This window comes from Erythrobacter sp. (assembly GCA_019739335.1).
In the GTDB taxonomy this organism is placed as follows: domain Bacteria; phylum Pseudomonadota; class Alphaproteobacteria; order Sphingomonadales; family Sphingomonadaceae; genus Alteraurantiacibacter.
This window is the reverse complement of record CP073261.1, coordinates 1,618,439-1,633,813: the sequence shown is the minus strand read 5'-3', so window position 1 is coordinate 1,633,813 and position 15,375 is coordinate 1,618,439. Positions and strand designations below refer to the sequence as shown.

Below are 15,375 nucleotides of genomic sequence, written 5' to 3'. Positions count from 1 at the left end.
AAGGGATCCAAGTGAATCTAATGCAGGGCGATTTCTTCCTTGATCCGCAGCTTTTGCTTCTTGAGCATCTGGATTGTCACTTCGTTGGGTGCCGGGCGGTTCATTTCTTCCTTCAACCGGCTTTCCAGGCCCCGGTGCTTTTCCTGAAGGGCGCTGACATGCGAAGATTCCATCTGCTCGTCTCCTTGCCTCTGGCGGGCGGCCAATCCGCCCTTTGATGGAGCGGCCGGGAGGCGGATAAAGCCTGTAAGACCGCTTCGAAGCGGCGACTCGCCAGGTGCGACGAGCGCCGCGCAATTGTCATCAAACCATAATAGTCCTAATTCTCCAAATCCTCTGGCGACGAATTGCCCTTGTGCCCGGACGGGCGGGAGTTGATAGGCCGCACAGGTTCGTGAGGGGTCGGGAAATAGCGGTGGGCGCACAGGCGTGACGGAGCAGGAAATCATCAAGCGGCTGGCGGCGCTGCGCACCGAGCACCGCGATCTCGACACCGCGATCGCCGCGCTGCTGGAAACCGGCGGGCCCGATCAGTTGCAGGTCGCTCGCCTCAAGAAGCGCAAGCTGCTGCTGCGCGACCAGATCGCAATTCTGGAAGACTATCTCACCCCCGATATCATCGCCTGAACTGCGCAGATTCCACCAGTGAACCGTACCCGCGCGGGACAGAGCCAATTCGCTGCGGAGATTAACCCTGTTGCTGCTGGCGCAGGGAAGGCAACGGGCGTAGTCTCTCGCCTCCATGGCCATAGCTGCAACTATAACCCCGGCGATTGTAGAAGCTCTCTACGAGGACGCGCTCGCGCTGACCGAGGAAGCGCGGATGGTGTTCGAGCTGGAAGACACGCGCGCACCGCGCGGCGCACAGGAAAATGCGCGGCGAGTGGCACTGTCCTGCGAGGCTTTGCGAACGACCACGCGGATGATGCATGCGATGGCCTGGCTGCTCAACCACCGGGCCCATTTTGCCGGCGATCTTTCGGAATTCCAGCTGCGCCGCCACGGCCGCCTGCCGCCGGCCCAGCCCGATCCGGACCGGGCGCAGGTGGCCCTGCTCGATTTCTATATCCGTGACGTGGTGGAACGCTCGCTCACGCTCTATGCCAGGATAGAGCGTCTCGATCGGGCCTGGCGCGCGCAATTCAATATGCAGCCCGAAGCCGTGCATCGCTTGCGCGAGCGGCTGGGGCAGGCATTCTGCTAGATCCTCGCCAGCGCCGCCTTCCAGCGCGCTAGCCGTTTTGCGCGAATTGCAGGGGCCATTTGCGGAAGAAAAGTCCGCCCCGGTCCGATCATGGCCTCTGCCGCCTCCTCCAGTGACGCGTGCCAGCCGCAGCCCACTGCCGCCAGCATTGCGGCGCCAAGCGCAGTCGTTTCGACGAAGTCGGGACGGCAGACTTCGATATCGAGCAGGTCGGCGATGTCCTGCGCCATCCAGTCGTTGGCGGCCATGCCCCCGTCGATCCGCAGCGATTTCCAAGGCGCGGCATCGGCAGCGAAGGCCGTGGCAAGATCGCGGGTCTGGTGGGCCATCGCTTCGAGCGCAGCGCGGGCGATGTGGGCGCGGCCGGTATCGAAGCCAAGCCCGGAAATTATCCCCCGCGCTTCCGGCAGCCAGTGCGGCGCGCCAAGGCCGGAGAGCGCCGGCACGACTACAACCCCCCCATTGTCCGGCACCGATCGCGCCAGCGCCTCGGTCTCCGCCGCGTTGCTGATCAAGCCGAGGCTGTCTCGCAGGTATTGCATCAGGCTCCCGGCGACGAACACCGCACCCTCGATGGCATAATGCCTTGTGCCCTCGATCTGGTGCAGCACCGTGCCGAGCATCCGGTGTTCCGATTGCGGGGTGCTGGCGCCCGTATTGCCCAGCACGAAGGCCCCGGTGCCGTAGGTAGCCTTAGTCTGCCCCGGCGAGAGGCAGCCCTGGCCGATAGTGGCCGCCTGCTGGTCGCCTGCCATGCCGGCGATCGGAATGCTTGCGCCGAATAGATGGGGATTGGTCATGGCCAATTCGCCCGCGCAATCGACCACTCGGGGAAGCGCAGTTCGTGGCACGCCAAACAGGTTGCACAGGCCTTCGTCCCAATCTGCCCCATCAAGAGCCATCAGCAGCGTGCGGCTGGCATTGCTGGCATCGGAAATATGCCGCGATCCGCCGGTGAGATTCCACACCAGCCAGCTTTCGACTGTGCCGAAAGCCAGCCTGCCATCTGCCGCAGCAGACTTTACCGCCGCGTCATGATCGAGCAGCCAGCGCATCTTGGTAGCCGAGAAATAGGGATCGAGCAGCAGGCCAGTCTTGCGCTGAACTGCCTCCTCGTGCCCCGCCACCTTGAGCTCGGAGCAGAAATCGGCAGTGCGGCGATCCTGCCAGACGATTGCGCGGGCAAGCGGTTCTCCGGCCTTACGGTCCCACGCCACCACAGTCTCGCGCTGGTTGGTGATGCCGATCGCGGCGATATTTTCCGCCCCACCGGCCTGAGCCACCATCGCCTGGGCGCAGGCGAGCGTCTTCGCCCAGATTTCTCCCGCGTCGTGCTCCACCCACCCTGACTGCGGATAAAACTGTGTCAGCTCCTCCTGCGCCACGCCGCGCAAGCTCCCATCGCGCGCGAACAGCATCGCGCGGGCGCTGGTGGTGCCTTCATCCAGCACGAGGATGGACGGGTCGGTCATTACAATCTCCTCCCCTCCCGCTAGCGGGAGGGGTTGGGGGTGGGTCTGTTGCGCATTCTTGCCCACCCCCGGCCCCTCCCGCAAGCGGGAGGGGAGTGACTTGCACATTGGCAATCACCATAAAGGGATCATGTCCATTCCCCCGCAACCCTGGCCGACCGGCCTTGTCGATCAGGTCGAACCGCTGGTGGCGCGGGTGCTGGCGCCCAATCCCTCGCCTTTCACCTACACCGGCACCCAGACCTGGCTGGTGGGTGCCGACGACTTGGCTGTGATCGATCCCGGTCCCGCCGATCCGGCGCACCTTGCCGCGCTCACCAGCGCGATTGGCAGCCGCAGGGTGGTCGCGATCATGTGTACCCACACCCACCGCGACCATTCGCCCGCCGCTGCGCCGCTTGCCGCCGCGACCGGCGCGCCGATTGTTGGCTGTGCGCCGCTGGCGCTGGCCGACGATGTGCCGCGGCTCGATGCGGCCTTCGACACCAGCTACGCGCCGGACCGAGTGCTGGTGGACGGCGAGACCATTTCGGGCACCGGCTGGACGCTTACCGCCGTCGCCACGCCTGGGCACACCTCGAACCACTTGTGTTATGCGCTGGAGGAAAGCGGCGCGTTGTTCACCGGCGATCACGTGATGGGCTGGGCCACCAGCGTCGTTGTTCCGCCCGATGGCGATATGGGCGATTATCTGGCCAGTCTGGCGCTGCTCTACGATCGCGAGGATCGCATCTACTATCCCGCCCACGGCCCTTCCGTCGAAAAGCCGCGCCAGCTGGTGCGCGGCATGATCGGCCACCGCCGCGCGCGGGAAAGGCAGATTGCGAAGCTCCTCACCTCCGGGATCCTCCCGCAGGCGGGGACCTCAGGCGATAATGGCATGGGGTCCTCGCCTGCGCGGGGACTCGGTATTTCGGAGATGGTCCCCGTCATGTACAAGGGCGTCGACGAACGCCTCTGGCCTGCCGCCGGGATGAGCGTGCTCGCCCATCTCATCGATATGGAACGCCGCGGCCAGGTCAGCCGTTCGGGGGATCTATGGTCGATCAGCTGAGAGAAAGCGAAACCCTGCGCCCCACCCTGCGCGAACAACCGCGCGCCTACGGAGAACCGGCGCTGCGCCCCGCTTCGCCGGCATTGTGGGTCCTCATAACGCTGATGGCTGTCGCACTAGCCTGGCTCGCGTGGGAGAAATGGGGGCCGCAAGAGGAAGGCGACGTGGTCGCCAGCGCGATGGTCGCCTTCGAGAAGCAGAATTCGCTGACGGTCTTTTCCAGCCGCTTCGATGTGGTCGCCGAAAGCGTATCCACTCCCAGTCTGGGTCCGGTGGAAATCGGCGCGCTGGAATCGCGGCAGGCGATGATCGTGCCCGCGACGGTGGAATACCGGCTCGACCTGTCCACCATGGACCGCGCCGACTTCGTCTGGGACGAGGCCAGCGCCACGCTCGACGTGGTGCTGCCCGCACTGACCGTCTCGACGCCCAATCTGGATGAGGCTTCGGCGCGCTATTTCACCGATGGCATCTATGTCAGCCGCGACGCCTCGACTTCGCTCAGCCGCAGCAATTCGCAGATCGCCGAACGCAGCGCGCGCCAGTTTGCGGAGAACCCCGAAGTCATGGCGCTCGCCCGCACCGCCGCGCGCGAGGCGGTGCAGCAGAATCTCGCCATTCCCCTGCAAGTCGCGGGCTTTGGCGATGTCACCGTGAGCGTCCGCTTCGAAGGGGAGCCTGCTCCCGGCAGTTGAGCCGAAGTCCGTAAAGTGGTAAGGAGCCCCCACAGGTTCGGCAGGGGGCAGGCCGTGGCAACCAGGCAAACTTCAAGTAGACCGTTTTCCGGCGCACAGGATCGCGGCGAAGCGACCTTTTTCCTCATCATGGCCTGCGTCATGTCGGCGACGATCCTCGCCGGGTTCACGCTGAACATCGCGACGGGCCGATCCAGTTTCGCCGCGCCGCTGCTGGTGCATCTGCACGCTGCCGTGATGCTCGGCTGGATCGGACTTTATCTGGCGCAGAACAGTCTTATTTTCCTGAACCACGTGGCGCTGCATCGGCAACTGGGCTGGCTGTCGGTGCTGATGATCCCAGCGGTGGTCACCATGGGGCTGCTCATCACCCGCTATTCGATCCAGTCGCACGGCGGGCCGCCGTTCTTCGACGTGAACCAGTTCCTGATCAGCAATCCGCTGCACCTGCTCGGTTTCGCCGGACTGGCGAGTGCGGCCATCGTGGTCCGCCGCAACACCGGCTGGCACCGGCGGCTGCTGTTCTGCGCTTTCGCCATGCTCACCGGGCCGGGGGTCGGACGGCTGGTCCCCGCGCCCTTGCTGATCCCTTATGTGTGGTACCTCACCGCCGTGCTCCCGGCGCTGCTGTTCATGGGCACCGGCGCGCTGGCGGACAAGCGCCGCTACGGCGCGGTGCATCCGGCGTGGCTGGTGGGGATCGGCACCGTGATCGCGATCCAGATCGTGGCTGACCTGTTCGCCTACAGCGCCTTGGGCGAGCAATTTACGCTGTGGTTCATCGAAGGCACAGCGGGGGCACAGCGGCCTTTGGAAGCGTTCTTCCCGCCCCTTTGATGTTGCTGTCCACTCCCTTGCCGCCTATCTCCCACGCATGACCGACCAGCCCACCAGCCTTGCAGGGCTTGACCTGCGCGCCGAGATCGACCGCCTGCGCAAGGAGCGCAACGCCGTCATCCTCGCGCACTATTACCAGAAGCCCGAATTGCAGGACCTCGCCGATTTCGTCGGCGATTCACTGGAACTGTCGAAGAAGGCGGCGGAAACCGATGCCGATGTGATCGCCTTTTGCGGGGTCAAGTTCATGGCCGATACGGCCAAGATCCTCTCACCCGAAAAGATCGTGGTGCTGCCGGATATGGACGCCGGCTGTTCGCTGGAGGATTCCTGCCCGCCGGAGAAATTCCGCGCCTTCCGCGAAAAGCATCCCGATCATATCGCGCTGACCTACATCAATTGTTCGACCGAGGTGAAGGCGCTGAGCGACGTGATCGTCACAAGCTCGTCTGCGGAAACCATCCTGTCGCAGATCCCCAAGGACCAGAAGATCATCTTCGGACCGGACCGGCACCTGGGTGGCTACCTCAACCGCAAGTTCGATCGCGAAATGCTGTTGTGGCCGGGCGTGTGCATCGTCCACGAGGCGTTCAGCGAAAAGGAACTGCTCAAGCTGAAGGCGCAGCACCCCGATGCGCCGGTGGCCGCGCATCCCGAATGCCCGCCGCACATCGTCGATCATGCCGATTACGTCGGCTCGACTTCTGGCATCCTCACCTTCGCGCGTACTTTCCCCGGCGACACGCTGATCGTGGCGACCGAGCCGCACATCATCCACCAGATGGAAAAGGCGCTGCCGGAAAAGAATTTCATCGGCGCACCGGGCGCGGACGGCAACTGCAACTGCAATATTTGCCCCTATATGGCGCTCAACAATCTCGAAAAGCTGTACCTGTGCCTGCGCGATCTCGAACCACGTATCGAGATCGAGGAAAGCCTGCGACTGGCCGCGAAGAAGAGCCTGGACGCTATGCTCGAAATGGCGAGTGGGACTATCGGCAAAGGCGATTTGGGGAGGGTGTGATTGAGGCGGATCGGGCCGCCAAAGTCATAGCCAGATCACGTAAGCCGCTTCGCCGGTTTCTAGCGCACCGCATGATGCCCTAGCGGTCCGTTACCCAGCCCATAGCCCGGGGCTGCCATCAGCGCCGCCCGGACGAAACGGCGGGCTTCGGCTACGGCCTCATCAAGCGCAAGCCCGCGCGCGAGGTGAGTGGCGATGGCGCTTGAGAGGGTGCACCCGGTGCCGTGAGTGTGCTTGGTGACGATGCGAGCTTCAGTCCACACGACATCGACCATGCCGGTACGCACCAGCCGGTCCTCCACCATCGGGCCTTCCGCGTCGCCGCCCTTGGCGAGATAGGCGACACCTCGATCAGCCATCGCCGCGGCACCGCCGAGTGCCGCCAGTTCGGGCACGTTGGGCGTGGTCAGCGTGGCCAGTTCCATCAGCCATTCGAACACTTCAATGGTTGCCGGATCGGCCAGTACCGATCCGCTGGTAGCCACCATCACCGGATCGAATACGATCGGGCAAGGCAGGTCTTCCAGCCGGTCCGCCACCACTTCGGCGATATCGGCGCTGCCAAGCATGCCGATCTTCACCGCGTCCACGCCAATATCTTCAAGGCAGGCATCGATCTGCGCGGCGACGAAATCGGGCGACAAAGCTTCCACCCCGCGCACACCGCGAGTATTCTGCGCAGTAACGGCGGTAATCGCGGTCATCGCGTAGCCGCCGAGCATGGTGATGGTCTTGATATCCGCCTGAATGCCCGCGCCGCCCGAGGAATCCGATCCGGCGATGGCAAGAATTCGGGGGGGGCGTGCGGGATTCCCGCTCACACGACCTCGCTAACTGCCTTGGAAACGGCATCGCAGATTGCGTCCACCACCCGCTCGACCTGCACTGCATCGTCGCCTTCGGCCATTACCCGCACCAGCGGTTCGGTGCCTGACTTGCGGATCACGAGGCGGCCCGATTCAGCCAGTTCCGCCTCGGCATCGGCGATCACCGCCTGCACGCTCGCCGCCGCCAGCGGATCGCCGCTTTCATAGCGAACGTTCTTGAGCAATTGCGGCACCGGCTCGAACAGGTTGAGTAGCTCGGAGGCGCGTTTGCCGGTGCGAATCATCGCCGCCAGCACCTGCATGGCCGCGATCGTGCCGTCGCCCGTGGTGGCATGATCGAGCAGGATCATGTGCCCCGACTGCTCACCGCCGACATTGTAGCCGCCGCTGCGCATGGCTTCGAGGACGTAGCGGTCCCCCACCCTCGTGCGGACAAGATCGAGCCCCTCGCCCTGAAGGAAGCGTTCGAGCCCGAGGTTGGACATGACGGTGGCAACCACGCCGCCGCCCTTGAGCAAGCCTTTCAAATTCCAGCGGCTGCCGATCAGCGCCATGATCTGGTCGCCGTCCACCGCTTCGCCCTTCTCGTCGATCACGATCAGCCGGTCGGCATCGCCATCCAGCGCAATGCCGATGTCCGCGCCTTCGGCGATCACGCGGGCCTTGATCGCATCCAGCGATGTCGAGCCGACCCCGTCATTGATATTCAGGCCATTGGGTGTGACGCCCATTGCGATCACATCCGCGCCCAGTTCCCAGATCGCGGTGGGGGTAACATTGTAAGCCGCCCCGTGCGCGCAATCGATGACGATCTTGAGCCCGTCGAGCCGCAGGTCCGAAGGCAGCGCGCGCTTCACCGCGTGGATGTAGCGCCCGCGCGCATCCTCGATCCGCCGTGCGCGGCCGATGGCCTCGCCCTCCGCCAGCTCCTGCTCCTGTCCCATCAGCGCTTCGATGGCTTCCTCGTCGGCATCGGAGAGCTTGAAACCGTCCGGGCCGAACAGCTTGATGCCGTTATCGGCAAAGGCATTGTGACTGGCGGAGATCATCACCCCGATATCGGCGCGCATTTCGCGCGTGAGCAGCGCGACGGCCGGGGTCGGCATCGGCCCGGTCATGATCACGTCCATGCCCACGCTGGTGAATCCGGCCACCAGCGCGTTTTCCATCATGTAGCCCGAAAGCCGCGTATCCTTGCCGATCACAACCCGGTGCTTATGATCGCCGCGCAGGAAGTGGCGGCCCGCCGCCTGCCCCACTTTCATCGCGATGGCCGCGTTCAGCTTCTTGCCGTTGGCCCGGCCACGAATGCCGTCGGTACCGAAATAGGTGCGTCCCATAATTCTCTCTTGCCGCGCGTCAGATGCGCGGCCATGCATGCCGCCTGTCGCCCGTATTGTCACGCCCCAAGCGGGCGGACAGGGTGGATGGTGAAAACTCCGGCCACGATGCAACTTGCGCGGACCTGACGCATTGTATCGATACGACCGGAAGCGAACAACAGGAAGGACATAACCCCATGGCTATCACTCTCATGCCGCTCCCCTACGATGTCGAGGCGATTGCGCCTGCCATCACAGCAGAGACATTCAGCTACCACCACGGCAAGCATCACAAGGCCTATGTCGACAAGACCAACGCTGCGATCGAAGGGACCAACCTGGCGGACAAGCCGCTCGAAGACATCATTGTTGCTTCGCGCAAGTCCGACAAGGGCCTGTTCAACAACTCGGCGCAGGTGTGGAACCACGGCTTCTACTGGCACTCGCTGGCGCCGCAAAGCACGGGGCCGAGCGGCGAACTGGCCGCGATGATCGATGAAAGCTTCGGTTCGCTGGGTGAACTGAAGGATCAGCTGAAGGCCAAGGGCGCAGGCCATTTTGCCAGCGGCTGGGTGTGGCTGGTCGCAAAGGGTGGCACGCTGCAGGTGACCGACACCCACGATGCCGACACGCTGGCTGATAGCGGCGCGAACCCGCTGCTGGTGATCGACCTGTGGGAGCACGCATACTATCTCGATCACCAGAATGCCCGCCCGAGCTACCTCGATGCAGTGGTGGACGGTCATCTCAACTGGGATTTTGCTTCCGACAACCTGGCACGCGGCACGGCGTGGACTTACCCCGCCTGACGCCATCAGGTCCAAGCTTGCGAAAGGCCCGCTCCGCCGGAGCGGGCCTTTTGCGTTGCAGATTCAGCTTTCGGCCTGCAAATCCAGCACGTTGGAGCGGAACAACGGTTCTCCAAAGAGGAAACCGATGAAATTCGGTCTGCCAAGATGGTCGACCAGCGCGGTCAGCGTCAGCAGGATCGGCACCGAGAGCAGCGCTCCGGCGACGCCCCAGATCCAGCCGAAGTAGGACAGTGCCAGCAAGATCGCCACCGGGTTCATGGTGAAACGCGCGCCCAGTACGCCGGGGGTCACGACATTGGCCTCCACGGTGTGCAGCCCCAGATAGGCGGCGGCGGGTATCAAGCCGACGAACACCGAATCTGCCGATCCCAATCCAAACAGGCCGAGCAGCACCATCATCAGCAGCGGACCGATATAGGGGACAAAATTGAGCAACGCGGCCAGCCCGCCCCACATGATCGGTGCTTCAAGGCCCAAGGCCCAGGCACCCACCGCGACGATAATCCCGACACCCACATTGATCAGCCCGACGGTAAGAATGTAGGCAGCGACCCTGTCCTGCACTTCGCGCAGCGCGCGCGCAGCCTTGAGGCTGGCACCGACCTGCTGCCGCTCCAGCAACAGGCGACGACGCAACCGCACCCGCGCTTCGATCATGAAGAAAGCCAGCAGGAAGGTAAGCAGGACTTCGAGCAGCACCGTGGGCGTCGCGAAGGCGAGCTGTTCGAGCATGGTCGGGCTGGCGAGGACGACTTTCTCCCCCTCTTCCCCGGTCAGTGCCGCGAGTTGCTCGTTGAGGTCGCCCACCCAGGCGAAGGTCACTTGCAGATCATTGAAATGCCGCGCCACCTGCGCCGACATTTCGGGAATCGAATCATACAGGGTGATCGCCGGGGTCAGCACAGCTGTCAGCGCCAGGGCCAGCACTGCGAGAAACACCAGCAGCGCCAGCAGCGAAGCGAGGAAATTGGGAATGCCCCAGCTTGCAAGCTTGTCGGCCAGCGGGGAAAGGATGATCGTCAGGATCAGGGCCGCCACCAGCGGCAGGAACACCACCGACCCGATTGACAGGACAAACGGCAGGGCCAGGAATAGGCCGATCGCCAGCAGCACCACCAGCGCGGAAATCAGCCGCAGTTCCTGCGCGGCGAAAGTCATGGCGCGGCGGCGCGGCGGCGGCTCGCTCATTCCGGCGATATTGTCACTGTCCCCCGCCGGTGTCATGCCGCTGCCTTTTCGCTGAATTGCCGGCTCTTATCGCAGATGTCTACTTGCTGGAAGCGGCAGCTTCACCGCGACCGGCGGCGACCTCGTCGAGTTCGTGGAGTATCGCCCGATGGGCGGAAGGATCGCCGATCGCCCGGTCAGGAATGCCGCCGTCCTCGATCATGCTCGCAAGTGTGGCACGGGCACGGCCCACACGACTCTTGATGGTACCGACAGCGCAACCACAGATATTTGCCGCTTCCTCATACGAGAAGCCGCCCGCGCCCACCAGCAGCAGCGCCTCGCGCCGCTCCGCGGGAAGCGTGAGTAGCGCGCGATGCAAGTCAGACAGATGAATCGGTTCTTCTTGCCCCGCAGGTGCGGTAAGAATGCGTTCGGCCACACCCTCATCGTATTCCCCGCGAAAGCGATTGCGGCGCATATCGGTGAGGTAGGCATTGCGGAGGATAACGAAAGTCCAGGCGCGCATCGAGGTGCCGGGCTCGAACCTCTTCTGCGCCGCCCAGGCCTTGAGCAGGGCTTCCTGCACCAGATCGTCCGCCATGTCCGGTCGACCGCAGAGGCCGCGTGCGAACGCCCGAAGGTGCGGGATGACCTCGGTCAGTTCCCGCTTGAAGGCGCGTTTGTCGTCCGAACTGCGTTCGGTGACTTCGGCTTGCTGACTATGCTCGCTCATTTGCTCTCGTTTTCGTCCAGCTTGGAGAGCAAGGCTTTGAAGGTGTCCGGAAGGGGCTCATCCAGCACACTGTCGTAAAGACGCTTCAGTCCTGAAGTCCATTCAGGCTCGGAGTCCTTTATTTTTTCACTTGTTTTCAAAGGCTTGGAAATCTTCTTCTGATCCTCAGGCGGAGCCATGGCATTATTAATCCCGTCGATCCCACCCGATACGATCCTGTCCCGGAAGGGCCAAATTTGCAAAATCACGCGCAATCTAGTTAGGCAGGAACGAAACCGCCCGTCTCTTGTTCCCGCATAACAAGATTTTTGCACGTGTATTGCGTGGGAAATCACGGCAAAGCGTGCAGACGGATGGGGCGCGGTGCTGTGGGATACCGCAGGCGGGGATTTGAGTTGCAGCAGCCAGGGCGACGGAGCAGGACGAAGCGGTGGCTACTCCGCTATCCCCGCGGCATGCCGATCGGCATCTTTTTCCTGCTCTCTGCGATTACCATCCTCAGCATTTTTGCTATCGAACGCGGCGAAGATCAACGGCAGTGGGCCCAGCTCAACGCGCGCACGGTGGCTGTCGCCTCGGCTCTCGAGCGTCGGGCCAACGCCAGCAGCGCCTATCTGCGTGCAGGGGCGGCGCTGCTATCGACGATGGACGAAGTGCCCCCGGATGATTTTCGCCGCTTCGTTTCAGAGCTGCGGCTGGATGCAGATTATCGCGGCGCCGACGGCATTGGCTGGGCACCGGTCGTAACCGCTTCGCAGGTCGAAGCTTACAATGCGCGCGCAGCGGAACAGACCCCCGCGTTCGAACTCTATCCCCGGCCCGACGGCAGCCAGCCCTTTGCAGCGCCGGTCACCTATCTGCAACCCGATACCGAGCGCAATCGCCGCGCTTTGGGGTTCGATATGTTCTCCGAACCGGTCCGCCGCGCGGCAATGCAGGAGGCCCAGCGCACGGCGCGTCCCGCCGCAACTGACAAGGTGGTGCTCCGGCAGGATGTCGACAATGAACAACCCGGGTTCGTTATCTATATGCCCGTGTTCGAAGCGGGCGCGGGCGGTCGGGCCCTCAAGGGCTTTATCTACAGTCCGTTCAATGCCGAAGACTTCCTGCAGAGTGCGCTAGCGCTGGAAGATGCGGGTGCTTTCGGCGTCCGTGTGTACGATGGCGACGGGGAAGACGCGACGCTCCTCGCAAGCACCTTCGAGGGCGAGGCCGACTCTTTGCGGCGCGTCGTCCAGACCGTAACGATTGCGAACAACCCGTGGCAGCTGGTCATCAGCGAACGTGGCCAAGGTGGATTGTCCGGCCTCTCGATGGCGACACTGATCTTCGGCTTGCTGGTGGCGGCGCTACTGATGCTGCTGGTGCGGATGCTGACGCAGCAGGCGCAGGAGGATGAGGCCTCGCTGGCCTGGTTCGAGGAACAGGCGTCGATCCGCAATTCGTTGACGCGTGAACTCAACCACCGCGTGAAGAATACGCTGGCCAATGTGCTCTCCATCATCGCCCTGACCAAACGACGGGCGGACAATGTCGATACCTTTGCCAAAAGCCTCGACGGTAGAATTCGCGCGCTTTCGGCAACGCACGACCTGCTCACCCAGTCGGACTGGGGCTCCACTCCCGTGGGCGCGGTGATCCAGGCCGAACTGCTGCCCTATGCACACGGCAGTGATCGCGCCGTGACGATGACCGGACCCGAGGTGGATCTGGCTCCCAACGATGCCCTTTCGCTGGGATTAGCCATTCACGAACTGGCCACCAATGCCGCCAAATACGGTGCGTTGAGTACGCCGGGTGGTCGGGTGGAAGTCGAGTGGCAACCGGTTGCGGATAATCTGGTCCGGGTCGAATGGGTCGAGCGAGGCGGCCCACCGGTCAAGCAGGAACGGACGCGCGGCTTCGGCACCGATCTGATCGAGCGGATTGTGGCGCACGAATTGCGCCATCCGGTTGAACTGGAATTCGATCCGGCCGGCGTGCGCTGCGCGCTTTTGATCCCCGTCCGCCGCGCGACCGAATTCGTGATCCGCGCCGGTCGCAGCGAAGTGAAACCAGACTGATCCTTCGGCCCGCTGGACGCTGTGTCCCGCGCCGATTAAGCATCGGCTGGATGAATTCTTCCGGTTTCTTCAAACGCTGCCTTGCGTTCATGCTCACCCCGTTCCTGCTAGCCTCCTGCGGGCAGGAAGTGCCGCGCGGGCCGGTGGTGCTGGCGGCGGCCAGCATGCAGGAATCGTTGACAGAAGTGGCGGCGGCCTGGGCTGCGCAGGGGAATCCCGCGCCGGTGCTGTCCTTTGCCGGAACCCCGGCGCTGGCGCGACAGGTCGAGCAGGGTGCACCTGCCGATCTGGTCATTTCTGCCGATGCCGGGTGGATGGATTGGCTGGAGGAAAACCGGCTGGTGAATACCGCAAGTCGGCGTGATATCGCCGGCAATGCTCTGGTATTCGTCGCCTCAGGAAATACCGACCAAACCGCTGATATCGCAGAAATTGTGCGTGGACTGGGTGACGGACGGCTGGCGCTGGCCGATCCGCAAAGCGTGCCTGCCGGGCGCTATGCCCGTGCCGCGCTGGCAAGCATGGGGCTATGGGACGAGGTAGAAAGCCGCGTCGTCCCGGCAGAGAATGTCCGCGCAGCGCTGGCGCTGGTGGAAGCGGGCGAAGCACAACTCGGCATTGTCTATGCCACAGACGCCAAGGCTTCGCAGCGAGTACGGGTAGTGGCACAATTCGCTCCCGAACACGCACCAGCGATCACTTATCCCGCTGCACAACTGGTTCAATCTCGCCATCCACAGGCTGCCGACTTGCTCGCCTTCCTATCCAGTACGCAAGCGCAGCAAATTTTTGCCGGGCATGGCTTCGTGCCTCCAGCGAGTGCCGAGTGATGCTCACCGCAGCCGAATGGTCAGTGGTCGAACTTTCTTTGCGGGTCAGCCTGATGGCGGTGCTGGTGACCCTGCCGGTCGCCTATGCGCTGGCATGGCTGATCGCGCGGCGGCGGTTTCCGGGGCGGACCTTATTGGATGCAGCGATCCATCTGCCGCTGGTGTTGCCGCCGGTCGTGACCGGCTGGCTGCTGCTGCTGTTGCTGGGCCGCAACGGGGCGCTGGGCAGCTGGCTTTACGAGACCTTCGGGCTGGTGCTGGTGTTCCGCTGGACCGGCGCGGCTGTGGCGGCGGCAGTGATGGCGCTGCCGCTGATGGTGCGGGCGATGCGGCTGTCGATCGAGGCGGTGGACCGGCGGCTGGTGGGCGCGGCGCGGACCCTGGGCGCATCGCGCTGGCATGCTTTCCTGACGATCACCCTGCCGCTCAGCCTGCCCGGTATCGCCGCCGGGGCGATGCTCGGCTTCGCCCGCTCGCTGGGCGAATTCGGCGCGACGATCACCTTCGCCGCCAATATCGAAGGGCAGACCCGCACCCTGCCGCTGGCGATATATTCCGGCCTGCAGATTCCCGGAAGCGAGAGCATGGTGGCGCGGCTGGCGGTGATTTCGATCGTGCTTTCACTCGGCGCGCTGCTGCTGTCCGAATGGCTGGTGCGGCGATCGCAGGGGAGCCGCGCGCATGTTCTTTGACGTGGATGTGGCGCTGCGGGTGGGCGACAACGAGATCGCCCTCACCTTTGCCTCCGATGCGAAGCTGACCGCACTGGTAGGGCCTTCGGGCGTTGGCAAGACCAGCGTGCTCAATGGCATTGCCGGATTGCTGAAGCCCGCTTCCGGCCGCATCGCGGTGGCGGGCGAAGTGCTTTTCGACAGCGCGCGGGGCGTGGACCAGCCGCCCGAACGCCGCCGCGCGGGCTACGTATTCCAGGATGCCCGCCTGTTCCCGCACAAGCGGGTCGCCGCCAACCTTGCCTATGGCGAGAAACTGGCCGCGCCAGAGCACCGCTGGATCGGTCAGAACGAAGTGGCCAAGCTGCTCGAAGTGGGCGACCTGCTGCACCGCTGGCCCGCTACGCTGTCGGGCGGCGAGGTCCGCCGCGTCGCCATTGCCCGTGCGCTGCTGTCGGCCCCGCGCTTCCTGCTGCTCGACGAACCGCTGGCTTCGCTCGATGCCGGAAGGGGCGAGGCGCTGACCGTGCTGATCGAACGCATCCGTGACACGCTCGAAGTGCCGATCCTGCTGGTCAGCCACTCCGCCGCCGAAGTGGATCGGCTGGCGGGCAAGGTGGTGGAGATGGTTGGCCAGTAACACCCCTCCCGCAAGCGCGAG

General features: G+C 63.9%; 18 protein-coding genes. 11 read left to right on the top strand and 7 right to left on the bottom strand.

Annotation, left to right across the window (positions count from 1 at the left end):
- Nucleotides 1-17: 17 nt before the first annotated feature.
- Nucleotides 18-173, bottom strand: a complete 156-nt coding sequence (locus tag JY451_08155; GenBank protein QZH73757.1) for a YdcH family protein — start codon at nt 171-173, stop codon at nt 18-20.
- Between the two features lie 256 nt (nt 174-429).
- Here JY451_08155 and JY451_08150 point away from each other — a divergent pair, with 256 nt between their 5' ends.
- Both JY451_08150 and JY451_08145 read left to right on the top strand, forming a co-directional pair.
- Entirely contained in the window at nt 430-627 is a 198-nt protein-coding gene (locus JY451_08150) for a DUF465 domain-containing protein (protein ID QZH73756.1), read from the top strand.
- Between the two features lie 115 nt (nt 628-742).
- Nucleotides 743-1,204 (top strand): DUF1465 family protein, encoded by a 462-nt coding sequence (locus tag JY451_08145; protein QZH73755.1) that lies wholly within the window; start codon nt 743-745, stop codon nt 1,202-1,204.
- On the opposite strand, the gene glpK is transcribed toward JY451_08145, so the two are convergent.
- Nucleotides 1,201-2,676, bottom strand: coding sequence for a glycerol kinase GlpK (gene glpK / locus JY451_08140; protein ID QZH73754.1), 1,476 nt, complete (start codon nt 2,674-2,676; stop codon nt 1,201-1,203). The two genes, JY451_08145 and glpK, sit on opposite strands and share 4 nt — an antisense overlap.
- A gap of 130 nt (nt 2,677-2,806) precedes the next feature.
- Here glpK and JY451_08135 point away from each other — a divergent pair, with 130 nt between their 5' ends.
- From JY451_08135 to nadA, 4 genes are read left to right on the top strand one after another with little or no spacing between them, the layout of a single operon-like run.
- Entirely contained in the window at nt 2,807-3,730 is a 924-nt protein-coding gene (locus JY451_08135) for an MBL fold metallo-hydrolase (GenBank protein ID QZH73753.1), read from the top strand.
- Entirely contained in the window at nt 3,715-4,425 is a 711-nt protein-coding gene (locus tag JY451_08130; GenBank protein QZH73752.1) for a DUF4230 domain-containing protein, read from the top strand. The genes JY451_08135 and JY451_08130 overlap by 16 nt, the downstream gene beginning before the upstream one ends.
- Nucleotides 4,426-4,479: 54 nt before the next feature.
- Nucleotides 4,480-5,262 (top strand): hypothetical protein, encoded by a 783-nt coding sequence (locus tag JY451_08125; protein QZH73751.1) that lies wholly within the window; start codon nt 4,480-4,482, stop codon nt 5,260-5,262.
- 37 nt (nt 5,263-5,299) lie between these two features.
- A complete protein-coding gene (nadA, locus tag JY451_08120; GenBank protein ID QZH73750.1) occupies nt 5,300-6,286 on the top strand; it encodes a quinolinate synthase NadA in 987 nt (328 codons plus the stop codon).
- Between the two features lie 59 nt (nt 6,287-6,345).
- On the opposite strand, the gene thiD is transcribed toward nadA, so the two are convergent.
- The gene (gene thiD, locus JY451_08115) at nt 6,346-7,107 is read right to left on the bottom strand and encodes a bifunctional hydroxymethylpyrimidine kinase/phosphomethylpyrimidine kinase (GenBank protein ID QZH73749.1); all 762 of its coding nucleotides are present in this window, start codon (nt 7,105-7,107) and stop codon (nt 6,346-6,348) included.
- Entirely contained in the window at nt 7,104-8,453 is a 1,350-nt protein-coding gene (locus tag JY451_08110; GenBank protein ID QZH73748.1) for a phosphoglucosamine mutase, read from the bottom strand. Before JY451_08110 ends, thiD begins: the two co-directional genes overlap by 4 nt.
- A 179-nt stretch (nt 8,454-8,632) precedes the next feature.
- Here JY451_08110 and JY451_08105 point away from each other — a divergent pair, with 179 nt between their 5' ends.
- Nucleotides 8,633-9,244, top strand: a complete 612-nt coding sequence (locus JY451_08105) for a superoxide dismutase (protein ID QZH73747.1) — start codon at nt 8,633-8,635, stop codon at nt 9,242-9,244.
- A gap of 63 nt (nt 9,245-9,307) precedes the next feature.
- Here JY451_08105 and JY451_08100 read toward each other — a convergent pair whose 3' ends face one another.
- The 3 genes from JY451_08100 to JY451_08090 are packed head-to-tail and all read right to left on the bottom strand — an operon-like array spanning nt 9,308 to nt 11,329.
- Complete coding sequence (locus tag JY451_08100; GenBank protein ID QZH73746.1) at nt 9,308-10,471, bottom strand: AI-2E family transporter; 1,164 nt, start codon at nt 10,469-10,471, stop codon at nt 9,308-9,310.
- A 43-nt stretch (nt 10,472-10,514) separates the two neighbouring features.
- The gene (locus JY451_08095; GenBank protein QZH73745.1) at nt 10,515-11,150 is read right to left on the bottom strand and encodes a sigma-70 family RNA polymerase sigma factor; all 636 of its coding nucleotides are present in this window, start codon (nt 11,148-11,150) and stop codon (nt 10,515-10,517) included.
- Entirely contained in the window at nt 11,147-11,329 is a 183-nt protein-coding gene (locus JY451_08090; GenBank protein ID QZH76645.1) for a hypothetical protein, read from the bottom strand. Before JY451_08090 ends, JY451_08095 begins: the two co-directional genes overlap by 4 nt.
- Before the next feature lie 276 nt (nt 11,330-11,605).
- Between JY451_08090 and JY451_08085 the strand changes: the two genes are divergently transcribed.
- The 4 genes from JY451_08085 to JY451_08070 are packed head-to-tail and all read left to right on the top strand — an operon-like array spanning nt 11,606 to nt 15,354.
- Nucleotides 11,606-13,213, top strand: a complete 1,608-nt coding sequence (locus JY451_08085) for a CHASE domain-containing protein (protein ID QZH73744.1) — start codon at nt 11,606-11,608, stop codon at nt 13,211-13,213.
- A gap of 50 nt (nt 13,214-13,263) precedes the next feature.
- A complete protein-coding gene (gene modA / locus JY451_08080) occupies nt 13,264-14,043 on the top strand; it encodes a molybdate ABC transporter substrate-binding protein (protein ID QZH73743.1) in 780 nt (259 codons plus the stop codon).
- Nucleotides 14,043-14,735, top strand: coding sequence for a molybdate ABC transporter permease subunit (modB, locus tag JY451_08075; protein ID QZH76644.1), 693 nt, complete (start codon nt 14,043-14,045; stop codon nt 14,733-14,735). Before modA ends, modB begins: the two co-directional genes overlap by 1 nt.
- Complete coding sequence (locus JY451_08070; GenBank protein QZH73742.1) at nt 14,725-15,354, top strand: ATP-binding cassette domain-containing protein; 630 nt, start codon at nt 14,725-14,727, stop codon at nt 15,352-15,354. Before modB ends, JY451_08070 begins: the two co-directional genes overlap by 11 nt.
- The last annotated feature ends 21 nt before the right edge of the window (nt 15,355-15,375 follow it).